The organism is Clostridium sp. KNHs216 (assembly GCF_006714885.1).
Classification (GTDB): Bacteria; Bacillota; Clostridia; order Oscillospirales; family Acutalibacteraceae; genus Caproiciproducens.
Genome location: NZ_VFMF01000001.1, coordinates 2,209,946 through 2,234,648 on the forward strand (window position 1 = coordinate 2,209,946; position 24,703 = coordinate 2,234,648).

At 56.0% G+C, this 24,703-nt stretch carries 21 protein-coding genes; 17 read left to right on the plus strand and 4 right to left on the minus strand.

The features are described from left to right. Positions 1-273: 273 nt before the first annotated feature. The 5 genes from LY85_RS10755 (at position 274) to LY85_RS10775 (ending at position 9,287) form a co-directional block, all read left to right on the plus strand. On the plus strand, positions 274-1,320 hold the full coding sequence (locus LY85_RS10755; RefSeq protein WP_141826638.1) for a sugar phosphate nucleotidyltransferase: 1,047 nt from the start codon (positions 274-276) through the stop codon (positions 1,318-1,320). A gap of 27 nt (positions 1,321-1,347) precedes the next feature. Continuing rightward, complete coding sequence (locus LY85_RS10760) at positions 1,348-2,304, plus strand: ribose-phosphate pyrophosphokinase (RefSeq protein ID WP_038326125.1); 957 nt, start codon at positions 1,348-1,350, stop codon at positions 2,302-2,304. A gap of 1,499 nt (positions 2,305-3,803) precedes the next feature. Further along, entirely contained in the window at positions 3,804-4,415 is a 612-nt protein-coding gene (gene pth / locus LY85_RS10765) for an aminoacyl-tRNA hydrolase (RefSeq protein WP_141826639.1), read from the plus strand. Positions 4,416-4,493: 78 nt separating this feature from the next. Continuing rightward, entirely contained in the window at positions 4,494-7,949 is a 3,456-nt protein-coding gene (gene mfd, locus LY85_RS10770; RefSeq protein WP_141826640.1) for a transcription-repair coupling factor, read from the plus strand. A gap of 195 nt (positions 7,950-8,144) precedes the next feature. After that, entirely contained in the window at positions 8,145-9,287 is a 1,143-nt protein-coding gene (locus LY85_RS10775; protein WP_141826641.1) for a peptidylprolyl isomerase, read from the plus strand. Positions 9,288-9,348: 61 nt separating this feature from the next. Here LY85_RS10775 and LY85_RS10780 read toward each other — a convergent pair whose 3' ends face one another. Next, entirely contained in the window at positions 9,349-9,585 is a 237-nt protein-coding gene (locus LY85_RS10780; protein ID WP_141826642.1) for a helix-turn-helix transcriptional regulator, read from the minus strand. Positions 9,586-9,677: 92 nt separating this feature from the next. Between LY85_RS10780 and LY85_RS19300 the strand changes: the two genes are divergently transcribed. Further along, positions 9,678-9,842 (plus strand): hypothetical protein, encoded by a 165-nt coding sequence (locus LY85_RS19300; RefSeq protein WP_185741189.1) that lies wholly within the window; start codon positions 9,678-9,680, stop codon positions 9,840-9,842. Positions 9,843-10,187: 345 nt separating this feature from the next. Here LY85_RS19300 and LY85_RS10785 read toward each other — a convergent pair whose 3' ends face one another. Beyond that, positions 10,188-11,363: a hypothetical protein gene (locus LY85_RS10785; protein ID WP_141826643.1), complete on the minus strand. Its 1,176-nt coding sequence runs from the start codon at positions 11,361-11,363 to the stop codon at positions 10,188-10,190. A 399-nt stretch (positions 11,364-11,762) separates the two neighbouring features. On the opposite strand from LY85_RS10785, the gene LY85_RS10790 reads away from it, so the two are divergent. Next, on the plus strand, positions 11,763-12,011 hold the full coding sequence (locus tag LY85_RS10790; protein WP_141826644.1) for a Smr/MutS family protein: 249 nt from the start codon (positions 11,763-11,765) through the stop codon (positions 12,009-12,011). Between the two features lie 124 nt (positions 12,012-12,135). Here LY85_RS10790 and LY85_RS10795 read toward each other — a convergent pair whose 3' ends face one another. Both LY85_RS10795 and LY85_RS10800 read right to left on the minus strand, forming a co-directional pair. After that, positions 12,136-13,080: a glycosyltransferase family 2 protein gene (locus LY85_RS10795; RefSeq protein WP_170949953.1), complete on the minus strand. Its 945-nt coding sequence runs from the start codon at positions 13,078-13,080 to the stop codon at positions 12,136-12,138. Between the two features lie 17 nt (positions 13,081-13,097). Beyond that, positions 13,098-15,539, minus strand: a complete 2,442-nt coding sequence (locus LY85_RS10800; protein WP_243122654.1) for a YfhO family protein — start codon at positions 15,537-15,539, stop codon at positions 13,098-13,100. 519 nt (positions 15,540-16,058) lie between these two features. On the opposite strand from LY85_RS10800, the gene yfbR reads away from it, so the two are divergent. The 10 genes from yfbR to LY85_RS10850 all read left to right on the plus strand — a co-directional run bounded on the left by yfbR (position 16,059) and on the right by LY85_RS10850 (position 24,039). Further along, on the plus strand, positions 16,059-16,640 hold the full coding sequence (gene yfbR, locus LY85_RS10805) for a 5'-deoxynucleotidase (RefSeq protein ID WP_141826645.1): 582 nt from the start codon (positions 16,059-16,061) through the stop codon (positions 16,638-16,640). A 111-nt stretch (positions 16,641-16,751) separates the two neighbouring features. Then, complete coding sequence (locus LY85_RS10810; protein ID WP_141826646.1) at positions 16,752-17,810, plus strand: LCP family protein; 1,059 nt, start codon at positions 16,752-16,754, stop codon at positions 17,808-17,810. A 109-nt stretch (positions 17,811-17,919) separates the two neighbouring features. Next, positions 17,920-19,203, plus strand: a complete 1,284-nt coding sequence (locus LY85_RS10815; protein WP_141826647.1) for a PLP-dependent transferase — start codon at positions 17,920-17,922, stop codon at positions 19,201-19,203. A 131-nt stretch (positions 19,204-19,334) separates the two neighbouring features. After that, on the plus strand, positions 19,335-19,658 hold the full coding sequence (locus LY85_RS10820; protein ID WP_038326145.1) for a cyclic-di-AMP receptor: 324 nt from the start codon (positions 19,335-19,337) through the stop codon (positions 19,656-19,658). Next, positions 19,655-20,527, plus strand: coding sequence for an ATP-binding protein (locus tag LY85_RS10825; RefSeq protein WP_141826648.1), 873 nt, complete (start codon positions 19,655-19,657; stop codon positions 20,525-20,527). The genes LY85_RS10820 and LY85_RS10825 overlap by 4 nt, the downstream gene beginning before the upstream one ends. A 28-nt stretch (positions 20,528-20,555) precedes the next feature. Further along, positions 20,556-21,425, plus strand: a complete 870-nt coding sequence (locus tag LY85_RS10830; protein ID WP_038326149.1) for a stage 0 sporulation family protein — start codon at positions 20,556-20,558, stop codon at positions 21,423-21,425. Positions 21,426-21,508: 83 nt separating this feature from the next. Then, positions 21,509-21,679: a 4Fe-4S binding protein gene (locus tag LY85_RS10835; RefSeq protein ID WP_081928417.1), complete on the plus strand. Its 171-nt coding sequence runs from the start codon at positions 21,509-21,511 to the stop codon at positions 21,677-21,679. Between the two features lie 136 nt (positions 21,680-21,815). Beyond that, a complete protein-coding gene (locus LY85_RS10840) occupies positions 21,816-22,571 on the plus strand; it encodes a methyltransferase (protein ID WP_141826649.1) in 756 nt (251 codons plus the stop codon). Continuing rightward, complete coding sequence (rsmI, locus tag LY85_RS10845) at positions 22,568-23,398, plus strand: 16S rRNA (cytidine(1402)-2'-O)-methyltransferase (RefSeq protein ID WP_038326151.1); 831 nt, start codon at positions 22,568-22,570, stop codon at positions 23,396-23,398. Before LY85_RS10840 ends, rsmI begins: the two co-directional genes overlap by 4 nt. An 11-nt stretch (positions 23,399-23,409) precedes the next feature. After that, on the plus strand, positions 23,410-24,039 hold the full coding sequence (locus LY85_RS10850) for a chloramphenicol acetyltransferase (protein WP_243122530.1): 630 nt from the start codon (positions 23,410-23,412) through the stop codon (positions 24,037-24,039). The last annotated feature ends 664 nt before the right edge of the window (positions 24,040-24,703 follow it).

Here is a 24,703-nt window from a genome sequence, read left to right on the forward strand (position 1 = left end):
GTTTGTTTTGACGAGCTATATTAATTTGTAATTTTGTAAATAGTCGCTCAAAACGTATTATAGCAAAAAGAGTTAGAAATTACTATATGTTTTTTTATAAAACCGCCTGATATTTCAAATTAAATTTTGTAAAAACAGAGTATCTTTCACAAATCATATTCAAAAGTTGATTTATATCTTGAAAATTCTGATTCTTATGAGATAATAGAGATAACCTAGAATGTATTTTTATGCTCAGACGCTAATGCTATAGATAATCACGGAGGAAACAACATGCCAGAGGAATGCTGTGCAGTAATTCTTGCCGCCGGCGAGGGGAAACGGATGAAGTCCAACCGCCCCAAAGTGCTTTCACCGGTACTTTTCAAGCCGATGCTGCAATGGGTGATTGATTCCGCGCACGGCGCGGGAGTTTCCGGTATCTGTGTAGTCACCGGCTATATGCATGAGGAGGTCGAGCGGTACCTTTCCCTTCTGAACGAAAGCGGTACCTTTGCCCCGATTTCCCACGTTCTTCAGCCTGAGCGCAAGGGCACCGGCCACGCCGTCATGATGACCGAGCACTTTCTGCGCGGCCACCGCGGGGAAAATGTTTTGATTTTAAACGGAGACGCTCCGTTTGTCGGTTCCTCTGTGATCGGCGAAGCGCTGAAGGACCACGTTGAGAACGGCAACGCGGTTACCGTCATTTCCGCCGTTCTGGACGACCCCACCGGGTACGGTCGCATTGTGCGCGACCCGGAAACCCACCTTATCAGCGCGATTGTGGAACAGAAAGACGCTGACTTCGCGACCCTTTCCATCTGTGAAATCAACTCCGGCGCATACTGGTTCCGTGTGGACGACCTTCTGGACATTCTTTCCAAAATCCAGAACAACAATGCGCAGGGTGAATATTATCTGACCGACGCGGTCAAACTGCTGATTGAAAACGGCAAAAACGCCGGGGCCCATACCACCGGCGACGCAAACGCCGTGCTGGGCGCGAACGACTGCCTGCAGCTCAACGCGCTGAACTCCGTCGCCCGCGACGAAATCCTTTCCCGCCATATGCGCAACGGAGTGGAAATTCCGTGCCGCGACGGCGTGATGATCGGCCCGGACGTGGTCATCGGCAGCGATACCTGTATCTTACCCGGCACCATTTTGCGCGGAGCAACCGTGATCGGCTGCAACTGCACTGTGGGGCCGCATTCTTTTTTATCGGACTGCCGGGTTGGGGACGGCGTACAGCTGATTTCCGTACAGTGCGAAAACAGCGTGATTCCATCAAACAAGGCCGTTGCGCCTTTTTCTGTTATTAACCAGAATATAGTTTGAGTCAACAGAATACAGGGGGATATGCAAATGAACTTTCATGGCAAGGATATCAAGATTTTTGCTGCCAACGCCAGCCAGCGTGTAGCAAAACAGATTTCGGAGTGTCTGGGCCTTCCGATGGGCAAGAGCGAGGTTTCCACCTTCAGCGACGGTGAAATTTCCCTATCTCTTTTTGAATCGGTCCGCGGTTCCGACTGCTTTATTGTCCAGTCGACCTGTGCGCCGGTCAACAACAACCTGATGGAGCTGCTCATTATGGTCGACGCGATGAAACGCGCTTCCGCGGCGCGCATCACCGCCGTCATGCCATACTTCGGCTACGCCCGTCAGGACCGCAAGGCAAAAGCCCGCGACCCGATTTCGGCAAAACTCTGCGCCGATCTGATCACCACCGCCGGTGCGGACCGCGTGCTGACCATGGATCTTCACGCACCCCAGATTCAGGGCTTCTTCAATATCCCCGTGGATCATCTTCTCGGCGCGCCGATTCTTTCCTCTTTCCTGAAAGAGCGCATCGGCGACGAAACCGACGATTACGTGATCGTGTCCCCCGACCTGGGCTCCGTTACCCGCGCGCGCAATTTCGCCGCCCGCATCGGCTGCCCGCTCGCGATTGTGGACAAGCGCCGCCAAAAGGCCAACGTGTGCGAGGTCATGAACATCATCGGCGACGTAAAGGGCAAGAAGGTCGTGCTCGTCGACGATATGATCGACACCGCCGGGACCCTCTGCAACGCGGCCTGCGCCATCATGGACAAGGGCGCAAAGGAAGTCAACGCCTGCGCGACCCACGCGGTCCTTTCCGGCCCGGCCATCGAGCGCATTAAGGAAAGCCCCATCAAAGAGCTCGTCCTGCTCGACACCATCCCCCTCGCTCCCGAAAAGCATCTGGACAACTTTACGATTCTGCCCGTCGCCCCGCTGTTCGCGGAGGCAATCGAGAGGATTTACGAAGACAAGCCCGTTTCTCCCATGTTTGTCTGATAAAGGAATGAAAATGCAGTATCAGGTGGGGTAGAGCAATCTATCCCGCCATATTGCTTTCCCCTGCCCTGAATCGGGCGGGGCACCGGAGGGAGGGACGGCCTCCCCCGGCATATGTTAAATTCCCCCACCAAGTGGCGGCCCCTTCAAAAATTGGGGCCAAGTTATAATCTTTTTCAGTTGGGTTTCTATTAGACTCCCTCAGCCACTTCACGGCAGCCCCCCTCGGGGAAGGGGCCGAACCTTTGCCTCCCTCCATGAGGGAGGTGGCGCGCCCGGCGCGTCGGAAGGAGTTTCGGAGCATCAGACTTCGATTTAACGTAAGCCGACTGAAAGCGCCGCCGACCGCATGGTCCGCTTGCCTATCGCAGGTCCGCGACGGAAGGAGTCTCCACCTGCTTCATTAGTGCATCACCGCAAGTAGGAGTTGCTCGTCAGCTTTGCCCTCAGGCCGGGCGGGCCCCTACTTTCGCGTTTGTCCGAAAGTAGGCAAAGGACGCGCAGGGGGATTTTGGATTCCCGGCGGGAGGGTTCCATAAAATCCCCCTGCACCCCCAGGTATCCCCAAAGTGTCTTTATGAAATACGAAACCTGCATGGTTTTCATTGACGGGGAACGGAAACGAGTATTAAAATTTCTCGGAGAAGGGGCCCGAGCCCCTGCCTCCCTCCGTGAGGGAGGTGGCGCGCCCGCCGCGACGGAGGGAGTCTCGGAGCAATCCACTCCTGATTTTACGTAAGCCGATTGGAAGCATCGCCATAGGCGCTTCCCGACCGGCAGGTCCGCCTGCCGACCGCATGGTTCCGGGGGGAATGGGGGAACTCCCCCCGGCCAAGCATATGTTAAACTCCCCACCAAGTGGTGGCCCCTTCAAAAACGAGGCCGAGTTGTATTCTTTTTCAGCAGGGTTTCTTAATTAGACTCCCTCAGTCAAGCTGCGCCTGCCGGCTCCCTCAAGAGGGAGCCTAAAGAGAGCGAACCCCTGCCTCCCTCCGTGAGGGAGGTGTCGCGCCCGGCGCGACGAAAGGAGTTCCCCCCTGCGCCTTTATTGGCGCATCAACGAAGGAAATAATAAAAAATTTTTAGCAAGTTCTTAAAATTTGACACAAAAAGGACCGGCGGGGAAAAGCCATTCGGGGGACCCTCACCGCCGGCCTTCCTGCGGCAGGGCACAAAAAAACGCCGTACACGGATGACTTCATCCATATACAACGCCGTCAGGTGCAAACGGATACAAATCACCCCTGTACAAAACTGCAAAGAGGCGGTATAATAATATCCGCAGTGCGCCGATTATTCGGTTGCGTATGGAGGCTCGTTCTCCGTATGCAGGGGGCGGGGTGGTGGTGCACCCCGTTCCTGCTCTGCACTTTTTATTGTGCCTTACAAACCGATTATAGCGCGTTTCTTCCCTTAGTGCAATAGAAATTGTAAAATAACGGAAGATTATGGAAATAGATGGGAGAAGCCCGTTTTTTATCAGATCGAGGTTACGGAACATGTTTAAAAACATCTTTGCAAGAAGCGCCGAGCCGGCCGGCCCGGTCGAATACATTGTCGCCGGTCTGGGCAACCCCGGCGGCAAATACGAGGGCACGCGCCACAACGCGGGCTTTATGGCGCTTGACTATATTGCGGAGAAAGCCGGGGCGCGGGTCGACCGCATCCGGTTCAAGGGGCTGACCGGCACCGCCGTGATCGGCGGGAAAAAGGTGCTTCTGCTCAAGCCCTCCACCTATATGAACCTGAGCGGCCAGAGCGTCACCGAGGCCATGGCCTTTTACAAGCTGCCCCCGGAAAAGGTGATCGTCCTTTTCGACGACGTTTCGCTGGAGCCGGGCCGTATGCGCATCCGCATGAAGGGCAGCGACGGCGGACAGAACGGCATGAAAAACATCATCTACCTGAGCGGGAGCGACCACTTCCCGCGCATCAAGCTCGGCACGGGCGCAAAGCCGAACCCCCAGTGGGACCTTGCCGACTGGGTGCTTTCCAAATTTACGGAAGCGGACAGAAAGGCGCTGTACGAGGCGATTGACCACGCCAGCTCCTCTGTGGAGCTGATGGTGCGGGGAGACGCCGCCGAAGCGATGAACAAATATAATTCCTAACGAACGCATATAATAAAGAAGCAATGAAAAGAATGGAAAAGCGTGATTTTCCGATTCCTTCAGAATAAGGGAGATTTCATGAAATTTCTCACCAATGCAATCAGCGGCCTCAAGGAGTTTCAGGAGCTTGAAGCCGCCGTCAAAACCTCTGCGCTGCCGGCGGCAGTGACCGGGCTTTCCGGAATCCATAAAGCAAATATCATCTACTCGCTCTGCGTAAAATCAAAACGCAGGGCTTTTGTTGTTGCCGGTGACGAAAACGAGGCCCAGCGCCTGTGCGACGACCTTGCCGCCATGGGCATGAAGCCGCTGTTTTACCCCGTGCGCGACTTCAATTTCCGCGACACCGCGGGCAGCAGCCACGAGTACGAGCATCAGCGCCTGCAGGTGCTGGAGCAGACGCTGAACGGCGCGTGCGACGCGGTCGTCTGCTGCATGGACGCGGCGCTCCAGTACACCATCCCCCCCGCCGAGCTGAAAAAGCGCACCGTCACGCTGAAGGCGGGTGATACCGTCTCTATGGCGCAGGTGCTTGCCGCCCTGACCGCCTGCGGGTACGAACGCGCCGTTCAGGTGGACGGCACGGGCCAGTTCTCCCAGCGCGGCGGTATCCTGGACATCTTTACCCCGGACGCGCCCAACCCGGCGCGCGTGGAGTTCTGGGGCGACGAAATCGACACGATTTCCTTGTTCGACCTGGAAACCCAGCGCCGCACGGAAACCGCGGAGCAGCTCGTCATCGCTCCCGCGGTGGAAGCGCTGATCGACAACCCGGGGCTTCTCGCGGACAAGATCATGAAACACGCGTCCACCCTGCGCGGAAAGACAGCGCCCGCCGCCAGGACCGTTTTGACGGAGCAGGCGGAAAAGCTGGAAAACGGCGTCCGCATCGGATGCGCGGATAAATATATCTCCCTGCTGTACAGCGCCACGGCGACCCTGTTCGACTATATGGAACCCGGCACCCTGCTGTTTGTCAGCGAGCCGGTCAAGTCCAAGGAGCGGATGCGCAGCACGCTTTGGCAGTGGGGCGAGGACGTCAAGGACCTTCTGCAGGAGGGCACGCTCTGCCGCGGGCTGGATACCTTCAGCGGGGACTGGCCGTACGCGCTCGATCTGTGCGAGCGGCGCGGCGCGGTCTATCTGGACACCTTTGTGCGCGGCAGCTACGAGACGCCGGTGCGCACCCTGATCGGGATGACCGCGCGGCAGCTTTCCGTCTGGGGCGGCAGCACCCAGCTTCTGAGCGAAGACGTACAGAATATGATGGCGACCAAGTGGGCCTGTGTGGTGCTCGCCGGAAGCGAGCGCAGCGCGCGGACCACCGCCGCCGACCTGCAGGCGGCCGGGCTGCCCGCGGGTTACGTGGAAAACCCGGAAACCGTCCAGCGCGGGACCGTTGTGGTCACCACCGGGGCGCTTTCCGCCGGGCTGGAATACCCCGGCGCGTTTTTCGGCCTGATTACTCACGGCCGCCTGATCACCGCGCCCGCCAAAAAGGCCAAGCGCAGCAAGAACAGTCAGGAAATCTACAGCCTTGCGGAGCTGACCCCCGGCGACTACGTGGTGCACGCTTCCCACGGTATCGGCGTGTTCGAGGGCATCCACAAGCTCGACATGCACGGCATTGTCAAGGATTATATCAAGCTGCGGTATGCCAGAAACGACACCCTGTACGTTCCTGTCACACAGCTGGACATGGTTTCCAAATACATCGGCCCGCGCGAGGACGCGACCGTCAAGCTGCACCGCCTGGGCGGCGCGGAATGGCAGAAGGCCAAGGCGAGGGTCCGCGCGGCGGTTAAGGATATGGCGAAGGAGCTGATGAAGCTCTACGCCGAACGCATGCAGGCACAGGGACACGCCTTCCCGCAGGACAACGAGTGGCAGCGCGACTTTGAAGCGCATTTTGAATACGACGAAACGGAGGCCCAGCTCCGCTGTATCGACGAGATCAAGAGCGATATGGAGCGGGAGGCCCCCATGGACCGGCTTCTGTGCGGGGACGTGGGCTTCGGGAAAACGGAGGTCGCCCTGCGCGCCGCGTTCAAGTGCGTTACGGACTCCAAGCAGTGCGCCATGCTCGTGCCCACCACCATCCTCGCGTGGCAGCACTTCCAGACCATCACCAAGCGCATGGAGGGCTTTCCGGTCCGGATCGAGCTGCTTTCCCGCTTCCGCACGCCCAAGCAGCAGGAGGAAATCCTGCGGCGTTTGAAGCGCGGGGAGGTCGACATGGTGGTCGGCACGCACCGCCTTGTTTCCAAGGACGTAAAATTCCACGATCTGGGACTGGTCATCATCGACGAGGAACAGCGCTTCGGCGTCGCGCAGAAGGAAAAGCTCAAGGCGCTGTGTAAAAATGTGGACGTCCTCACCCTTTCGGCCACGCCGATTCCGCGCACGCTGAACATGGCGCTGTCCGGCATCCGCGACATGAGCCTGATCGAGGAAGCGCCGCACGACCGCCACCCGGTGCAGACCTATGTGCTGGAGCACGACAGCGGCCTGATCAACGAAGCCATCCGGCGCGAGCTGCGGCGCGGAGGGCAGGTTTACTACCTGCACAACGACGTCGCCACCATTGAGCGCACCGCCGCCCGCCTGCAGGCGCAGATTCCGGAGGCGCGCATCGGCTTCGGCCACGGCAAAATGAACGAGCAGGAGCTTTCCGAGGTCTGGCGGCGCCTGATCGAGCACGAAATCGACGTGCTCGTCTGCACGACGATCATTGAAACCGGCGTGGACGTGCCCAACGCCAACACGCTGATTATCGAAAGCGCGGACCGGATGGGCCTTTCCCAGCTCCATCAGATCCGGGGCCGTGTGGGGCGGTCCAGCCGCCGCGCCTACGCTTACCTGACCTTTACGCCCAACAAGGTGCTGACAGAAATCGCCCAGAAGCGGCTTTCCGCCATCCGCGAGTTCACGGAATTCGGCTCCGGCTTCAAAATCGCCATGCGCGACCTTGAAATTCGCGGCGCGGGGAACATTCTGGGCGGCGAACAGCACGGCCATATGGAAGCCGTCGGCTACGACATGTACCTGCACCTGCTGGCGGAGGCGATCAGCCGCGAGAAGGGCGAAACACCGCCCGAGTACGACCGGGAATGCCTTGTGGATATGCAGATTCAGGCGCATATTCCGGAAAGCTACATTTCCAACCTCAGCCAGCGGCTGGAAATTTACCGCCGCATCGCGGACATCCGCACCCGCGAGGACGCGCTCGACGTGACCGACGAGCTGATCGACCGCTTCGGCGACCCGCCGGAGAGCGTAAACGGCCTGATCGAGGTCGCTCTTCTGCGCAATCTTGCCTCCCAGCTGGGGATTTATGAGATCAAACAGCAGAACGACGTTCTGCTCCTTTATAAGACAAACATCGACATGAAGCAGGTCGGTTCCCTCATTTCCTCCATGCGTTCCCGCGTGATGCTGAACGCCGGAGCGAAGCCGTACATCAGCGTCAAGATCCTTCCGGGCGCCACCCCGCTGGACACTTTGACCGAAATTCTCAACACGATCCGCAAATAACGTCATACCGCGCAAAAACTCACCGGTTTTCCATCAAGGTTTCACACAACCTTCACAAAATCGCCGGGCGGCGCACTGGACAAGCCGGATGGATAAGAGTATAATAATCTGGTGAAACTTGAATCAGGTCTTGTTGACAGACGAGGCCCGGCACCTGTTCAAATTTTGGCTGCGCACAAGCGCATGGAGGTAGTTATGTTAAAGAAGTCGAAAAAGGTGGTCGCCGCAGTGCTGGCCGTTGCCATGATAGCAGGCATGACCGCGTGTAAAAGCGACAAAAGCTGGGCGATGAAAAACGACAGCCTGACCGCTCCCATCGGAGTATATATCTATAATCTGTATTATGCTTACCAGAATGCGCAGTCCCTGGCGACGGACTCGTCGAAGCCGCTCCTGGAGCAGAAGATCGACGGCAAGGACGCGGAAGCCTATATTAAAGAAAAAGCGCTGAATTCCACAAAGATGCTCTTTGTGATGAACGATAAAATGAAAGAGCTCGGCCTTTCCCTGACCGCGGACGAAACGAAGTCCATCAGCTCCAGCACGGATTCCCAGTGGGCGCAGGCAAGCTCCACCCTTGAAAAATACGGTATCTCAAAGAGTTCGTTCAATCTTGCGTATTCGGACTATTACACCAAATATCAGAAGGTGTTTACGGCCCTCTACGGCAAGGGCGGCAAAAAGGAAGTTTCCGACGCCGACCTGAAAGCCTATTTTGAGAAGAACTATACCGACTTTTCCTATTTCCTCAAGCCGCTTTACAACACCGACGCCAACGGCAGCACGGTGATGATCACGGAAGCCGAGCAGGCCGCGCTGGAAAAAGAGTTCAACGGCTACGCGGCGGACATCAAATCCGGAAAAATGACCATGCAGCAGGCTGCCGACGCCTATAAAACCTCTTCCAAACAGACGACCGACCAGCTTCAGTCCGGCACCGAAATTCTGGACAGCAATTCCGGTTTCCCGGCGGATTTCCTTTCCCTCTTCTCTTCGATGAAGCCGGGCGAGGTCAAGGCGGCGGAAATCTCCGGCACCTATCTGGTCGCGATGAAGAACGACATCACCAAAAAAACCGCCGAGCAGCTCGGTACCGAAAGCACCCGCAGCTCCATTCTGGCCCAGCTGAAGGGTCAGGAATACTCCGACGAAATCGAAAAGGAAGCGGCGGCGTACACCAACGTTACGCTGAACCAGAAGGCGATCGATTCCTATAAGCCTTCCATGTTTGAGACAAAGACCTCCTCCGCGGCGGCAGCATCTTCCGCGGCTGCGGCATCTTCCGCTCCGGCCTCTTCGGCGGCTGCCTCAACGGCAAGCGCCGCATCGTCCAAATAACCAGCCAAAACAAAACAAGGGCACAGACAGAAGCTTCTGTCTGTGCCCTTTTCATGTGAGGTTATTCCTTCTGTTTTCTTCTTGGATACGGCGTTTCGACGTCCGTCAGACCGACAAGATAATCTATGCTGGTTCCGTAATACTCCGCCAGCTGAACCAGAACCGATATGGGAACACCCAGCTTCCCCAATTCATAATCCGAATAGGTTGTCTGCCCAATGGAAAGCAGCCCGGCCAAATCCTTTTGTTTCAGATCCCTGTCTTCCCTTAAATTCCGAATCCTCTCATAGACTGTCATGTAAACATCACCCGAAATTATTATGCTTTACCGAATAATCCACTGTTGATTTTTACCGGAAATTCCGGTAAAATGAAATTGGGTGATGAATTATGAATTGTTATAAAGAAATGTACTATCAACTCTTTAATAGAGTAAGCAATGTAATTGAGGAATTGAAAGATATTCAGAAGGAGACAGAAGAGATTTATATGGCACAAAGCGATTTTCCAAAAGTCATGCCATTGAATCCTAAAGATAAAAATATAAATCCATAAACCGCTGGCAGGCAAAGCCCGGGCCGGGTGGGTTCGGGCCGGAAAGAGTCAATCACACATAACTGTCTGAACACATCGCCGTAGGCGCTTGCCGACCACATGGTCCTGCCCTCAGGCCGGGCGGGCCCCTACTTCCGATCTTGTACGAAAGTAGGCAAAGGACGCACAGGGGGATTTTTAATTCCCGGCGGGAGTGCTCCATAAAATCCCCCTGCACCCCCAGGTATCCCCAAGGTATCTCTATGAGATACGATACTCCTGTGGTTTTCATTGACGGGGATACGAAAAAGCGAGGCTGGCAGACGCGGCCCGAACCCAAAGGCTCTTACTGATGGAGTTAGCCCGTCAATACAGCACCACGGTGCCGCCCTGTACGGCGCAGCTGCACTCATAGCTTTTCTGGGTCCCCGTCTGCGCGTCAAAGACCGAATTGAACTCAAAGGAATCCTTGTCGTCCGCAAGAATATAGCGGGCCAGAAGGAACCGGTCGTCCACACAGGCGAAAAACTCTCCCAGCTCCTTGCTGTACCGCGTGTGGATTTCGGAATTCAGCACGCCGTCCACCCGGTAACCGTCCTCTTCCTCCGTAATCCGGTAGACCCGCGCGCCACTGCCGTCGATACTGAACATGGCGGGGGCCTCGTCCTCCTTCAGGTTCAGCTCCGCCACAATCGACTTTTTTCCCGTCATTTTGTCGTAAGCGCAGATTCTCTGGTCGCCGGTCGGAAAATACTTGACCCGGAAATACAGGCTGCCGCCGTCCATCCCGGCAAAGCGCACCAGCCCCGGGGTCCCCGCGCTCAGGATCAGCTCCAGCGGGGCGCGCTCTTCCCCGGTCTTGACGGCGACAATAAAGTCGAACAGCGGGCAAAGCCAAACGTTGTCGTTGATATTGTCGCCCAGCCAGCGGATGTTCCGGAAGCAATGCTCCTTTTCCTCCTCGTCGCCGTGCGGCTGCAAAACCAGAAGCTGTTTTTGCCCGTCCGCCTCATAGGGAATCAATCCGGCGCTGTCAGCGGTACAGACGCGCGGGTCGCGCACATAATAGTACTTTTCATCGTCAATATCGTAAAGATACGCCACTTTTTCAAAACCGGTCAGCTTTTTGTAGTCCTCAAACAGCGCCCGGTGCTGCGCGTTCTCTTTGGTATAAATCACCAGATGGCTTTCGTCCAGCGCGGTGCAGTCCGAAAACCCGCCGATAAAGTTCAGCGTGGCCATATTTCTTTCCGCGCCCGTGTGCTTGTCGATCCGTAAAATCCAGGCATCGCTTTCCCCGCTTTCCATCACGACGATAATGTCCTCCGGAAAGCTGAAAAAATGCTGTACAAAAGCCGGATTGCTCAGAAAATAGTTCGCGATGATCCGCTCACGGCGCGTAACGCGGTTATATTCCAGAATAAAGAGGTTGTTGTGGCCTTCCTCTCTTTTCTCTTCTGCATAATAAATAAAATGATCGCTGATTTCAATCAGCACGTCGTTACAGCTTGCAAAGACGTTTCTCAGATCGACAACCTTCACTCCGAATCCCTCCCGTTCTCTTTATTATAGCATAAAGGACCCGATCGTCCATCCCTGTTTTTGACTTTCCGGACGCTTCCTTTTTTTCAGATTGATGTTATAATATCAGTTGTATAATATTTCAGGCTGTCGATAAAGTCGTTTCTCCTTGTTGGCTCCCTCAAGAGGGAGCCGGCAGGCGAAGCCTGACTCTGATATTATCCTACAGCAATTCTATTTCAGTTTGTGAGACAAAACAGGTTTCTCCCCGCCTGCGGCAGGGGAGAAGCCCAAACTTGTTGCAGAATCAACTGGAAACGCTGTAATCACATTCGTTTTTTAAATAAAAGGATGCTTTTTTGTTAGGCGGCTTTCTGCTTTTCCGGATTGCCGAAACAGAAAGATACGGTGGGGAAAACAATGCTTCAGACAAAACACGGCAGCGTTCTGGAAGTGGATATTCACGGCATGACCGCCGGCGAGGCCAAACGCGGCCTGGAGCAGCTTTTGACCCGCGCGGACAAAAGCATTTCGGAAATCCGCGTCATCCACGGCTACAACAGCGGCCAGGTGCTGCGCGACATGGTGCGCAAACAGCTCAAGCACCCGCGCATTTCCGCCAAGCTCATCAGCCTGAACCCCGGGGAAACGCGCATTCTTCTAAAATAACAAGCGGGCAGGAAAACCTGTCCGCTTTCTGATATCCCTGAAAATTTCCCGGGTAATATTGCCGGTTCATTTCCGGGGCAATTTTTTACCGGCCAAAATTCTTCCTTTTTCCGTAAAATCCGGGCTATTTTTTAAATTCTTCGATCAGGAAACGCGGCCTTGCCTTGACTTCGCTGTAGATCTTGCCGACATAGCCGCCCACCACGCCGAGACACAGCAGCTGGATTCCGCCGAGCAGCCAGATGGAGCAGACGATCGCCGTCCAGCCCGCGACCGCAAGGCCCATAAAATACGAAACCAGCGCGTAGATCAGTCCCAGAATGCTCAGCAGGGACAGGATGACCCCCAGGGTGGAAATCATTTTCAGCGGCTTCACGCTGAAGGACGTGATGCCGTCCAGCGCGAAGGAAAGCATTTTTTTCAGCGGATATTTCGACTCGCCCGCAAAGCGCTCGTTCCGGTCGTAGTACACGTAGTCGCTCCGGTAGCCGATCAGCGGCACGATCCCGCGCAGGAACAGGTTGACCTCTTTGTATTCGCTCAGCGCGTCCAGCGCGCGGCGGCTCATCAGCCGGTAGTCCGCGTGGTTATAGACGACGTCCACCCCGAGCACCTTCATGAATTTATAAAAGCCCTGCGCGGTGGTGCGCTTAAAAGCCGTGTCCGTCTCGCGCTTGTTGCGCACTCCGTAGACCACGTCGCAGCCGTCGGTAAACTTGTCCACAAACTGGTCCAGCACTTCAATGTCGTCCTGCAGGTCGGCGTCCAGACTGATCGCGCAGTCGCAGTATTCCTTCGCGGTCATCAGCCCCGCCAGAAGCGCGTTCTGGTGGCCGCGGTTGTGTGCGAGCTTGATCCCGCTGACCAGCGTATTTTCTTCACAGTACCCGCTGATCATCTCCCAGGTGCGGTCGCGGCTGCCGTCGTCCACAAGGAGCATCCGGCTTTTTTCGTCGGCGCGCCCGGCCTTGATCATGGAATTCATTTTGATTGTCAGCCGTTTCACCGTTTCCGGCAAAACCTCTTCCTCGTTATAGCAGGGTATCACCAAATATACAGTAGGCATAATTTCCTCCGATAAGATCGTCATTGTGTCGTTTCCGGTGCCTCGGGCGCCGGCCGCACCTCTTCCGCCGGGAGTTCCTCGTATTTGATCCGGTACGTTTTCCGCTTGCGCGGCTTCCTTTTGTCATACGCCCGGGTTACAAGATAAAATACCAGATACAGCACCGCGCCGCCCGCGGAAATCGCCGCGCCCAGCTTCAGGCCCGGCGTCGCGTAGTCGAAGCGGATGACCGACTCCCCGGCCGGTACCTTCACCGCCATGAACCCAACGTTTACCTTGGCGATTTCCGCCGGTTTGCCGTTGACCTGCGCGCTCCAGCCGCCTTCCCAGGGGACGCTGAAAAACACGAGCCGTTCTTTGTCCGCGGTGATTTTTGCGGTAAAGCCGCTGTTGTCCCGCTCAAAAGAGGAACAGGCTTCCGACTTCCGGTTCATGCAGTCCTCGAAATAGGCGCTCTGCGTAAATTCACTGGACTGGAAATCGTCGTTGTGAGGAAGAATCCCGGCGTACTTCTGTACGTCGTCGTTTTCCAGCACCAGCGTTTTCAGCAGGAGCAGGTGACGGCTTTCCTTATCCACCTGTTCGTATTCCGCGCGGGTAATATAGGAATCGTAGCTGAACCCCATGGGGATATAGTAGTCGTTTTCATAAATATTGAAGCCGTTTTGCACCGCGTAGAACGTCCAGCCGGGCATCGCCGGGGTATCCTCGCCCTCGTCCCCCTCAAAGTTCTTGCCGCTCTGTACCGGGTCAAACAGCCAGCGGCAGCTGGTCAGCCCGCGCAGGCCGTAATACTTGGCCTCCGGCCGCGAACCCACGTCGCGCTGGACGCCGATGGACGGATAGAAATCCATAATGGAACCCGGCACAATGCTGTGGAACGCCTGAATCGTCGGAATCTGCCAGTACATGGCCTGATTGTCCATGCCGTCGTAAACGTCGATGCGGCAGTTCTTGGTGTCGGGCAGCTGGATGTCCTTTCCGCCGTTGAGCGAATAAGGAATCAGCTCCCGGTGGGCGTCGTCGCTCTGGGTTTTTCCCAGCGCAATGAAAAACAGCGAATACAGAACGGAAATCAGGGCCACCCCGCTCATACAGCGGCGGATAAACAGCTTTTTATCGCGGCGGTACCATTTAAAAATGATCGTCAGCAGGGTCAGGCTTAACAGCGAGATCGCCACATAAGTCCAGAAACGGGTGGGGTAATCCTCCAGTCCGAAGGAGGTCACCTTTTGCCCGTCCTGCTGCGTCGTGGTCACCATCAGCCCGATGGGCAGCGCGATTCCCAGCGTAATGCCGGTCGTCCACTTGATGGCGCTTTTCCAGTCGATGCACTCCCTCTCGAGCGAAATCACCGTCGCAAGGCTCATCATCAGGGTCAGCATATAGAACCAGCGCGCGTAATACGACGCGTTGAAAAGCTGGAACGCGGAATTCAGAATCGGAATAAAGGCCATCAGGAACAGAATGCCCAGCAGCTTTTTCAGCCAATGCTCCCTGTGCATACGCAAAAAACCGATGACTCCGGTCATGCTGAACAGCGGCAGCCACGCGCCGAGCGAAGCCCATTTCGCTTCCGACTTCGGGGTAAAGTTCGGCCGGGCCGGAATATCCGGCGGGAAGAAGAAGCATTCCAAAATGTGGACATAGCGCTGGTTCCAGTCGTAGAGCAGCGCGTTCCAGCCCTCGGGCGGGTTGTCCACCCGCGGGTTCTGAATCACCGCCAGAATGGTCGGCACCAGCAGGACGGCGGCGCACAGGACGCCGATCACGGCCTCGCAGATAATCAGCAGGAAATCCCTGAGCGTGATTTTCCAGTTACCGGTCAAAAGACGGGTAAACCCGTAAATCAGCGTAAACACGACTTGTCCCACAAAGAAATAGTAATTGACAAAGCAGCAGGCGAACACCGTCACCGCGAAGATGCCGCGCCGCCGGGTGTAGATATATTCGTCCAGCGCCCAGAGCATCACCGGGAAAAAGACAATCGCCTCATGAAAGTGGTTGAAAAAGATATTGTAGACCGAAAAGCCCGAAAACGCGTACAGCATTCCGCCGATGACCGCGTAGTCCGGATTTTTGACGTACCTTTTCAGATAAAGAAAGCCCGTCAGGGAAGCGCAGCCGAATTTCAAAATCAGCAGCGGGCCCATCAGGTGCGGCACCATCCAGCTGGGAAACGGGATGGTCAGCCAGAAAAACGGGCTGCCCAGCAGGTAAAACGAATAGGAGCCGATGAAATTGGCGCCCAGGTCGGTTGTCCAGCTCCAGCCGATATTGCCGCTGCGCACCGCGTCGTGGCACATCTGGTAAAACGGGACCTGCTGCACATTGAAGTCGCCGTAAAACAGAAAATAACCGTTATCAAAAATAATAAAAGGTATGAAAAAGAGAAAAGCTATTCCCATGCCGTAAAGCAGGGCCTTCAAATAATAATTTTGTCTCCCTTTGCGGGTCAGCACACCTGTCAAACTGTCGCCCCCATATTCCTGATTAACATATTATATCACACGGTTTTGTCTGAACAAAGCGAATTTAAAAATTACAAGACTGTTTCTTGCAATATTTACTGTTTGTTATTATATTGGTTATAATGTCGTAAAGAAGGACGTCGAATACGCCGTAGGTGCGTGCCGACCGCATGGTCCGCATTACCGCAAGTGGGAGTTGATCGTTAGCTCTGCCCTCAGGCCGGGCGGGCCCCTACTTTCGGTTCTTGTACGAAAGTAGGCAAAGTACGCGCAGGGGGATTTTTAATTCCCGGCGGGAGGGTTCCATAAAATCCCCCTGCACCCCCAAGGTATCCCCAAAGTGTCTCTATGAGATACGATACTGCTGCGGTTTTCATTGACGGGGGATACGGAAAAGAAGGGTTAAACTCCCTCAGTCAGCCTTCGCCTGCCAGCTCCTTCAAAGCCGACCGCATGGTCCGCTTCCCGACCGGCAGGTCCGTAAAACATTAAAACAAAGGGGGAAATACCATGTTTCATTTTTATGCGATGCTGTCGCGCATGAAATATATCTGCCGCTGGGGCCTGATGCGCAACACCCGCAGCGAAACCCTGAGCGAACACAGCTTTGAAACCGCGGTCATTGCCCACGCGCTAGCCGTGCTGCGCAACACGCGCTTCGGCGGCCATGTCAGCCCGGAGCGCGCGGCTCTGCTTGCGCTCTACCATGACGCAGCGGAAATCATCACCGGCGACCTTCCCACGCCGGTCAAATACTTCAACCCTAACCTCCGCTCCGCCTACCGCGAGGTCGAAACCGTCGCGCAGAAAAAGCTTCTGAGCCTTCTGCCGGACGACCTGAAGCCAAGCTACGAATCCGTTTTCACCGCCGCGCAGGAGGGCGACCGGGAGCTTCTGCCGCTTGTCAAAGCCGCGGACAAGCTTTCCGCCGTCATCAAATGCATGGAGGAAAAAGGGATGGGCAATTCCGAATTTATTAAGGCGGAAGCCTCCCTGCGCCGGACCGTAAGCGATCTTCACCTGCCGGAGGCCGACTGCTTCGTCGAGGAATTCCTGCCTTCCTACGCTTTGACACTGGATGAACAGGATTGAACTTCCATATTCTGTTCACAAAATGATTCTTTCAAAAAACTATTCTTTTTCTTGAAAGGGTTATAATATAGCGGTTATTATTTTAAAAAATGTCGATTGAGGACTGATGTTGTGAATAAAACAAAGAAAAGCCCGAATAAGGGCAAAAGTAAAAAAGCTCTCATCCGAAATATAGCGATTTTATTTTTGAGTGTTGTCCTTCTGATTTCCGGCGTCGGCTGTGTTTATGCCGACCAGATGCTCGGAAGGATCAATTTTGTTCCGCTGGAGGACCCGGTTTCCAAGGTGGAAACCGCCCCGATTTTTCAGGAAGGAACCGCCAGCGGCGATACCAGCGCGCAGGCGGGCGTTCTGGGCGGGCTGTACCACGACGACGCCATCACCAATATTCTGGTCATGGGCGTGGATGATTACCAGCCGAACGACCCCGGCCGCAGCGACAGCATGATGTTGGTTTCGGTCGATTCCCGCCACAAGAAGCTGAAGCTGACCTCCTTTATGCGCGACATGTACGTCGCGATTCCCGGCCACGGCAGCCAGCGCCTCAATGTGGCGTATGCTTCCGGCGGCCCGCAGCTTTCCGTCTCCACCATTGAAGCGAATTTCGGCACCGACATCGACCGCTTCGTACTGATCGATTACGCGTCCTTCTCCAAAATTGTGGACAAGCTCGGCGGCGTGACCATGACCATCACTTCCGGCGAAGCGAAGCTGATCAACCAGAACTCCGGCGATTCCAGACGCAACCTGTCCGCCGGCACCTTCCTGCTCAGCGGCAAACAGGCGCTTTACTATTCCCGTATCCGCGCCATCGGCGATGATTTTGAACGCACCGAGCGCCAGCGGAAGGTTTTTTCCAGCATCGTCAACAAGTTCAAAACAGCCAGCCTCGGTACTATCAACCAGGCTCTGTATGATATTCTTCCCCTTGTTACCACCAATATGACAAAAAACGAAGTGCTGAATATGGCGACGAACGCACTGACCTATTTGAATTACCCCGTCAGCCAGAACCGCATTCCGGCGAACAACGAATATACCTCTCAGCGGGTTTCCATCGGCGGTTCCCCCGCGGACGTGCTGGTGCCCGATCTTGAAAAATGCCAGAAAACCGTTGCGGATTTCATCTATGAATCAGATTTGCCGAGCAAAACCTATCAGGGAAAATAATCCGGTTGCAGCAAATTGCAAAACAATTTTGCGGTTGCGCGACTTTGTTGTCAGTCTGACCGCACGGCTTGAGCCGTGCGGTTTTTCAGTTAAAGGAGAAAAACCGTCTATGCCGACTCCGCTTTATACCGCGCTTGTGAACCACAGGGATTTCAATCGCGCCTCGTTCCACACGCCGGGCCATAAAAACAACCCCCTCTCTCTGCCGCAGGATCTATTTTCCCTGGATTTTACGGAGCTGCCGGACACGGACAGCCTGTTTGAGGCGGACGGCCCGATTCTGGAGGCCGAGCGTCTGGCCGCAAAGCTGTTTCACGCCGAGCGCACCTGCATTTCCGCGGGCGGCTGCACCCTGTGCATTCAGGCTATGCTCCGCCTCGCCGCGCCGGACGGCGGAAAAGTCGTCTGCTCCCGGGTGCTGCACCGCAGCGCGGTCAACGCCATGGCGCTGCTGGACATTCAGCCGGTCTGGGCACTGCCCGGGGAAATCGTCTCCGCCGTGGAACGTAATCCGGACGCAAAGGCCGTCTATGTCACCAGCCCCAACTATTACGGGGAGCTTCTGGACATTCCCGAGATCGCGCGGGCCTGCAGGCAGGCGGATATTCCGCTTCTTGTGGACAACGCGCACGGCGCGCACCTGATGTTCACCGACCCCGTGCTCCATCCGCTCGCCCTCGGCGCGAGCATGACCGCCTGCTCCGCGCACAAAACGCTGAACGTGCTGACCGGCGGCGCGTGGCTCCACATCGCGGACAGCCGGTTCGCCGACGGAGCCAAGGATGCCATGGCGCTTTTCGGCTCCACCAGCCCCAACTACGCGGTGATGGCTTCGCTCGATCTGGCCCGCGCGTGGCTGGAAGCGCACAAAGGCGAATACGCCGCCCTGCAGCAGCGCGTTCAGAAGGTCAGGCTCGCCGCGCTCGAACACGGCCTTTCTTTTCCGTCCGGCCCGTCGGACCCGACGCGCATCACGCTGAACACCGCCTCCATCGGCCTTTCGGGCACCGCGGCGGCGGAGATTTTCCGCGGCGCGGGCGTGGAGCCGGAGTACGCCGACGGCGCCCATGTGGTGCTCATTGCGACTCCATTCAATACGGAAAGCGATTTCGCCCGTCTGGAGGACGCAATCGATTTGCTTCCGGCGCGGTCCCCGCTTCCCGGAACGCCGGAGCTTCCTCCCCTGCCCCCTGTAAAAACCGGTCTGCGCGAAGCCGTTTTTTCCGCCGCGGAGACGGTTTTGCTGGAAGACGCGCTGGGCAGAGTCGCGGCGCAGGCCGCGTGTCCCTGCCCGCCGGGCGTACCCGTCGTGATGCCCGGGGAGGAAATTACAAAAGATGTTCTCCGGTTTTTACAGGGGTATGGCTTTTTTTCAATAAAAGTGCTAAAATAATAAAACAGGAATCAAACAAATTAAGCGGAAAAGCGAAACGGAAAACATTTCCGCGAATTTTGAATATTGCTGTTGGAATCAGATTTGGATATCTGTTCTTACCGTTAAATGATAGAAATGAGGGATTCATTATGAAACTGGTACTTGCGATTGTGAGCAACGACGACAGCGGCATGGTTTCCGCGGCGCTGACCAAGGACGGTTTTTCCGTTACCAAGCTTGCAACAACCGGCGGTTTTTTAATGGCGGGCAACACCACCTTCATCGTAGGCACGGAGGATGACAAGGTCGATCAGGTCATCTCCATCATTGCAAAGCAGAGCAGCCGCCGCACCCAGCTTGTCCCGAGCACGACAACCATGGACGTCGGCATGTACTCGTCGTTCCCCGTCGAAGTCACCGTCGGCGGGTCGACCATTTTTGTTTTAAGCGTGGATCGATTTGAGAAGGTATGACCAGTCTTCGTATCGGCGGATTTTCCGGCAATGAGGAAATCATAAAGCAGCTTGCACTCTCCTTTGGCGAGGGTCGGCTTGCGCACGCGATCATTCTGGAAGGCCCCGCGCAGGAGCGCAACGCCCTTGCCGCGATGCTGGCCCAGGCCGCCGTGTGCTCCGGCGAAACCCGTCCCTGCGGCAGCTGTCCGGGCTGCGTCAAAGCGCAGGCCGGTTCCCACCCCGATATCCTCACGCTGGACGGCGACGCGAACCCGCGCGCCTTTCCCATCGACGCCATCCGCCGGATCCGCTCGGACGCGTACATCCGGCCCCATGAAGCGCAGACCAAGGTTTACGCCCTTTACGGCGTACAGAATATGAGCGAGATTTCCCAAAACGCCCTGTTAAAGGTTTTTGAGGAACCGCCGGAAAACGTGCTGTTCCTGCTGACGACCGTGAGCGCTTCGGCGCTCCTACCCACCGTGCGCTCGCGCGCGCAGATTTTTTCGCTGGAGGGCGCGCGCGCGGAAACGGATGTCGATCCCGCGTATATGGAAAAACTGGCGGCGGCGATCACCGCCGCAAACGAAACGGATCTGCTGTATTTGACGGCGGATCTTTCAAAAGATAAAGACAAGCTGCGCGCCGTCCTGCCCCAGCTCGGGCTGGTCCTGCGCGACGCAGCGGTGCTTCGTTCGGGCGGGAGCGCCTGCCTTTCCGGTCAAAGGGAAGCGGCGGCGGCTCTCGGCGCGGGACTGACCCGCGAAAAGCTTCTTTCCCTGCTGAACGAAGTGCAGAAAGCGCAGCGCGCGCTTGACCTGAACGCAAACGCGGCGCTGCTGGTAACGGCTCTGTGCGCGAATCTGCGCGCCGGCGCCGGAAGATAGTCCCTATTTTACGATATTGGAGGTTCACATGGCCGAAGTAATTGGCGTTCGTTTTAAAAATGTAGGCAAGATATACTATTTTGACCCCGATGGGAATACACTGAAGCAGGGCGATATGGTCATCGTGGAAACCGCCCGCGGAATTGAATGCGGCGAAATCGCGATGGAAAACCGCCAGATCAGCGAAGAAGGCATTGTTCAGCCGCTGAAAAAGCTGATTCGCGTCGCCACCAAGGACGACCTGAAAAAGATGGAGGAAAACGCCGCGAAGGAAAAAACGGCTTTTCAGATCTGCCTGAAGAAAATAGCGGTCCACAAGCTGGAAATGAAGCTGGTGGACGTGGAATACACCTTTGACAACACCAAAATTCTGTTTTATTTTACCGCCGACGGGCGCGTGGATTTCCGCGAGCTGGTCAAGGACCTGGCTTCGGTGTTCCGCACCAGAATCGAGCTGCGCCAGATCGGCGTGCGCGACGAGGCGAAAATGCTCGGCGGACTGGGCATCTGCGGCCGGCCGTTCTGCTGCTCGACCTTTTTGGGCGGTTTTCAGCCGGTTTCCATCAAGATGGCCAAGGAGCAGGGCCTTTCCCTGAACCCGGTGAAAATTTCGGGTACCTGCGGGCGGCTGATGTGCTGCCTGAAATACGAGCAGGAGGCCTATCAGGACCTCATCCGCTCCACCCCGAGCGTAAACTCCATCGTGACCACGCCGTCCGGCAAGGGCACCGTTACCGACCTGAACATGCTGACCGGCGTTCTGCAGGTGCGCCTTGACTCCGCGCCGGACGCCGCGCCCCAGACCTTTAAGGTGTGCCAGGTGAAGCTGATCAAGGGCGGACAGGTCAATATTGACCGCGGCGAGCTGGAGGAGCTTAAAAAACTGGAAAAAGATTAAATTTATTTTTTACCTGATTACGGTTGCATTTTTTGTTATTTATGATAGAATTATGTTGTAATTTTATATGGAGGTGTTTTCCCATGGCATATGCAATTAGTGATGACTGCATTTCCTGCGGCGCATGTGCGGCAGGGTGTCCTGTAAACGCAATTTCGGAAGGTGACGGCAAGTACGTTATCGACGCTGATCTTTGCACAGAATGCGGTGCTTGCGCGGATGTTTGCCCCGTAGGCGCTCCTGCACAGGAATAATTTTACATGTGGACGAAAGGCGGAGCGTTGTTGCGCGCCGTCTTTTTTCTTATGTAATAAATCCATGAAATCATCCAAGACTCTTGAAAACCAGTCGTTTTGAGCCATATAAAAATAAGGATGACCGAGGGACCTTATGCTTTTACCCGATGAACAGCTTGAACCGCTTTCGCGCGAAATTTCGGTGATCGTTTCACAGGCGCACCGCTTTAATACCGACACCATTCTGCTCGCGTCGTTTTCCCTGCCGAAAACAGGCGAAACCTGCGCGGATTTCGGCACGGGCTGCGGAGCTATTCCGCTGATCTGGTGCGCGAAGGCAAAACCGAAAAAAATTTACGGCGTGGAAATTCAGCAGGAGGCCTGTGAAATGGCCCGCCGCTCCGTGGAACTGAACCGCCTGACCGGTACGGTCGAGCTGCTCTGCTGCGACATGACCGCAATCAGACAAAGGGCCGCCCTGCCCGCCAACCGGTTCGACCTCATCGCCTGCAACCCGCCGTATAAGGAGGAGGGCGCGGGCCTGAAGAACCCGGAGGAGTCCCGCCGCGTCGCGCGGCACGAGGTTACGTGCAGCTTTGCGGAAATCGCCCGCAGCGCGGCGTACCTGCTCCGGTTCGGCGGCCGCTTCTGCTGCTGCCTGCGCCCGGAGCGCCTTTGCAGCGTCCTGCTGGACCTGCGAAGCGCGGGGCTGGAGCCCAAACGCCTGCGCCTGGTGCAGCAGCGCGCGGACAAGTCCCCGTCGCTTTTCCTGTTACAGGCAAACCGGGGCGGAAAACCCGGCATGGTGATAGACCCCGTCCTGCTGATTGAGGACGGCGGCGGATACTCTGAGGAAATGACCGCAATCTACGGCGAATACGCACAGAACAAGGGAGGGGCGGCAACATGAGCGGAAAATTAATGGTGGTCGGCACGCCGATCGGCAATCTTTCCGATTTTTCCCCGCGCGCGGCGGAAACCCTGCGGGAAGCTGATTTCATCGCCGCGGAGGACACGCGGGTCACGCTGAAGCTGCTCAACCATTTCGGCATCAAAAAGCCGATGGTCAGCTATTTTGAACACAACAAACGCGAGCGCGGGGACGTGATCTGCGCGCGTATCGAGGCCGGGGAGACCTGCGCGCTCGTTTCGGACGCGGGGATGCCCGCCATTTCCGACCCGGGGGAGCTTCTGGTCGCCCAGTGCGCGGAGCGCGGAATCCCGGTTTACGTGGTGCCCGGCCCGAGCGCCGTCGTTTCGGCGCTGGCGGTTTCCGGGCTGCCGACCGGCCGCTTTACGTTCGAGGGCTTTCTGAGCGTCGGCAAAAAAAGCCGCCGGGAGCATCTGGAGGAAGTCAGAAACGAGACCCGCACCATGATTTTTTATGAAGCGCCGCATAAGCTTTCCACCACCCTGAGCGACATGCTCGCGGCGTGGGGCGACCGGCGCATCGCGCTGGTGCGCGAGCTGACGAAGATTCACGAGGAGGTCATCCGCACCACCCTGTCCGAAGCCGCCGCGCGCTACGCCGATGGCGGCGCGAAGGGAGAATTTGTGCTGGTGATCGAGGGCGCGCCCCAAAAGGAGCAGGCATCGTTTGCATTGGAGGACGGCGTCGCTTTCGCGAAAAAATATATGGAAGACGGCCTTTCGGCCTCGGACGCCGCCAGACAGGCCGCCGCCGAGACCGGTTTCAAAAAAGGCGAAATTTACCGGGCGATTTTACGGCAGGATTGAGGGAAGCGGGGATGAAAGTGGAATACATCAATATGGAAACATGGCCCAGGAAAGAGCATTTCCGGCATTTTTATAAAATGGAATACCCTATGTTCAGTGTCAGCCTGAATCTGGACATCACCAGTTTTCTGCCCTTTGTGAAGGAGCACCGGCTTTCCTTCTACTACGCGATGGGCTTCGCCGCGACCCGGGCGGCAAACGAAATCCCCGAATTCCGCTGCCGCATCCGCGGGGGCCGGGTGGTTCTTCACGACAAAGTACACCCCTCCTTTACCGACCTTGACAGAGACAGCGACCTGTTCAAGTGCGTAGGAGTCGATTTAACGGAAGATATCTGCTCCTTTTCGGAAAAAGCGTCCCGCGCCTCCGCCGCGCAGAAGACGTTTATGGATCCGGAACAGGAGGAGCGCGACGACGTGCTCTACATCACCTGCGTTCCCTGGTTCTCTTTTACGCAGGTGACGCATCCCATCGCGCTGGACAGGGACGATTCCATCCCGCGCATCGCCTGGGGAAAATATTTTAAGGACGGTGAAAGAACGCTCCTGCCTTTTTCCATTCAGGCCAATCATGCGCTGATGGACGGCGTTCATGCCGGAAGATATGTGGAACGGCTGCAGCGCGATCTGGACCGCTACTGACCGCGCGGCCGAATTTTCGGCTATGCCCGTCCCCGCCCCCTTTTGCATTCCTGCTCTTCAATAAGTTCAATCGGTGATGCGCAAGAGGAGTTCAGCGGGAGGGGGTTTTGTATAAAACCGGCGCCGGAAGACACTCCCGGCGCCGGTTTTCAATTGAAAATCTGACATATTTTTACATTTCCTCTTGCGCTGCGGGGAAAAACGCGCTATAATGCCCTTGTAAGGCGCAATAAAAAGCGCAATGCAGGAACGGAGTGTTGCAGCACCCCGCCCCCTGCTTACGGAGAACCAGGCTCCATAGGCAACTGAATAATCAGCACATTGCGGTTATTATTATACCGCCTCTTTCGGCTTTTGTACAGGGGTTCGTTAATAATATCCGTGCGCTTTGATGTAGAACGTTGTATATGGGTGAGTCATCCGTGTGCGGCGTTTTTTTGCGTCTTGCCGAAGGGACGGCGGGATGAGGTCCCCCTGATAGATCTTTCCCCCGCCGTCTCCTTTTGTTTATAAAATTAGAAATGAGCATAAAAAAAGCCATTGACTCTTTTACGAATCAATGGTATACTGTTGAATGGCGAACATATATAACATTCTCATAATACTGTTTATAGTTTAGCACATCTGTTTTTATTTGTCAATAGGTTTTTCAAAAATATTTTTT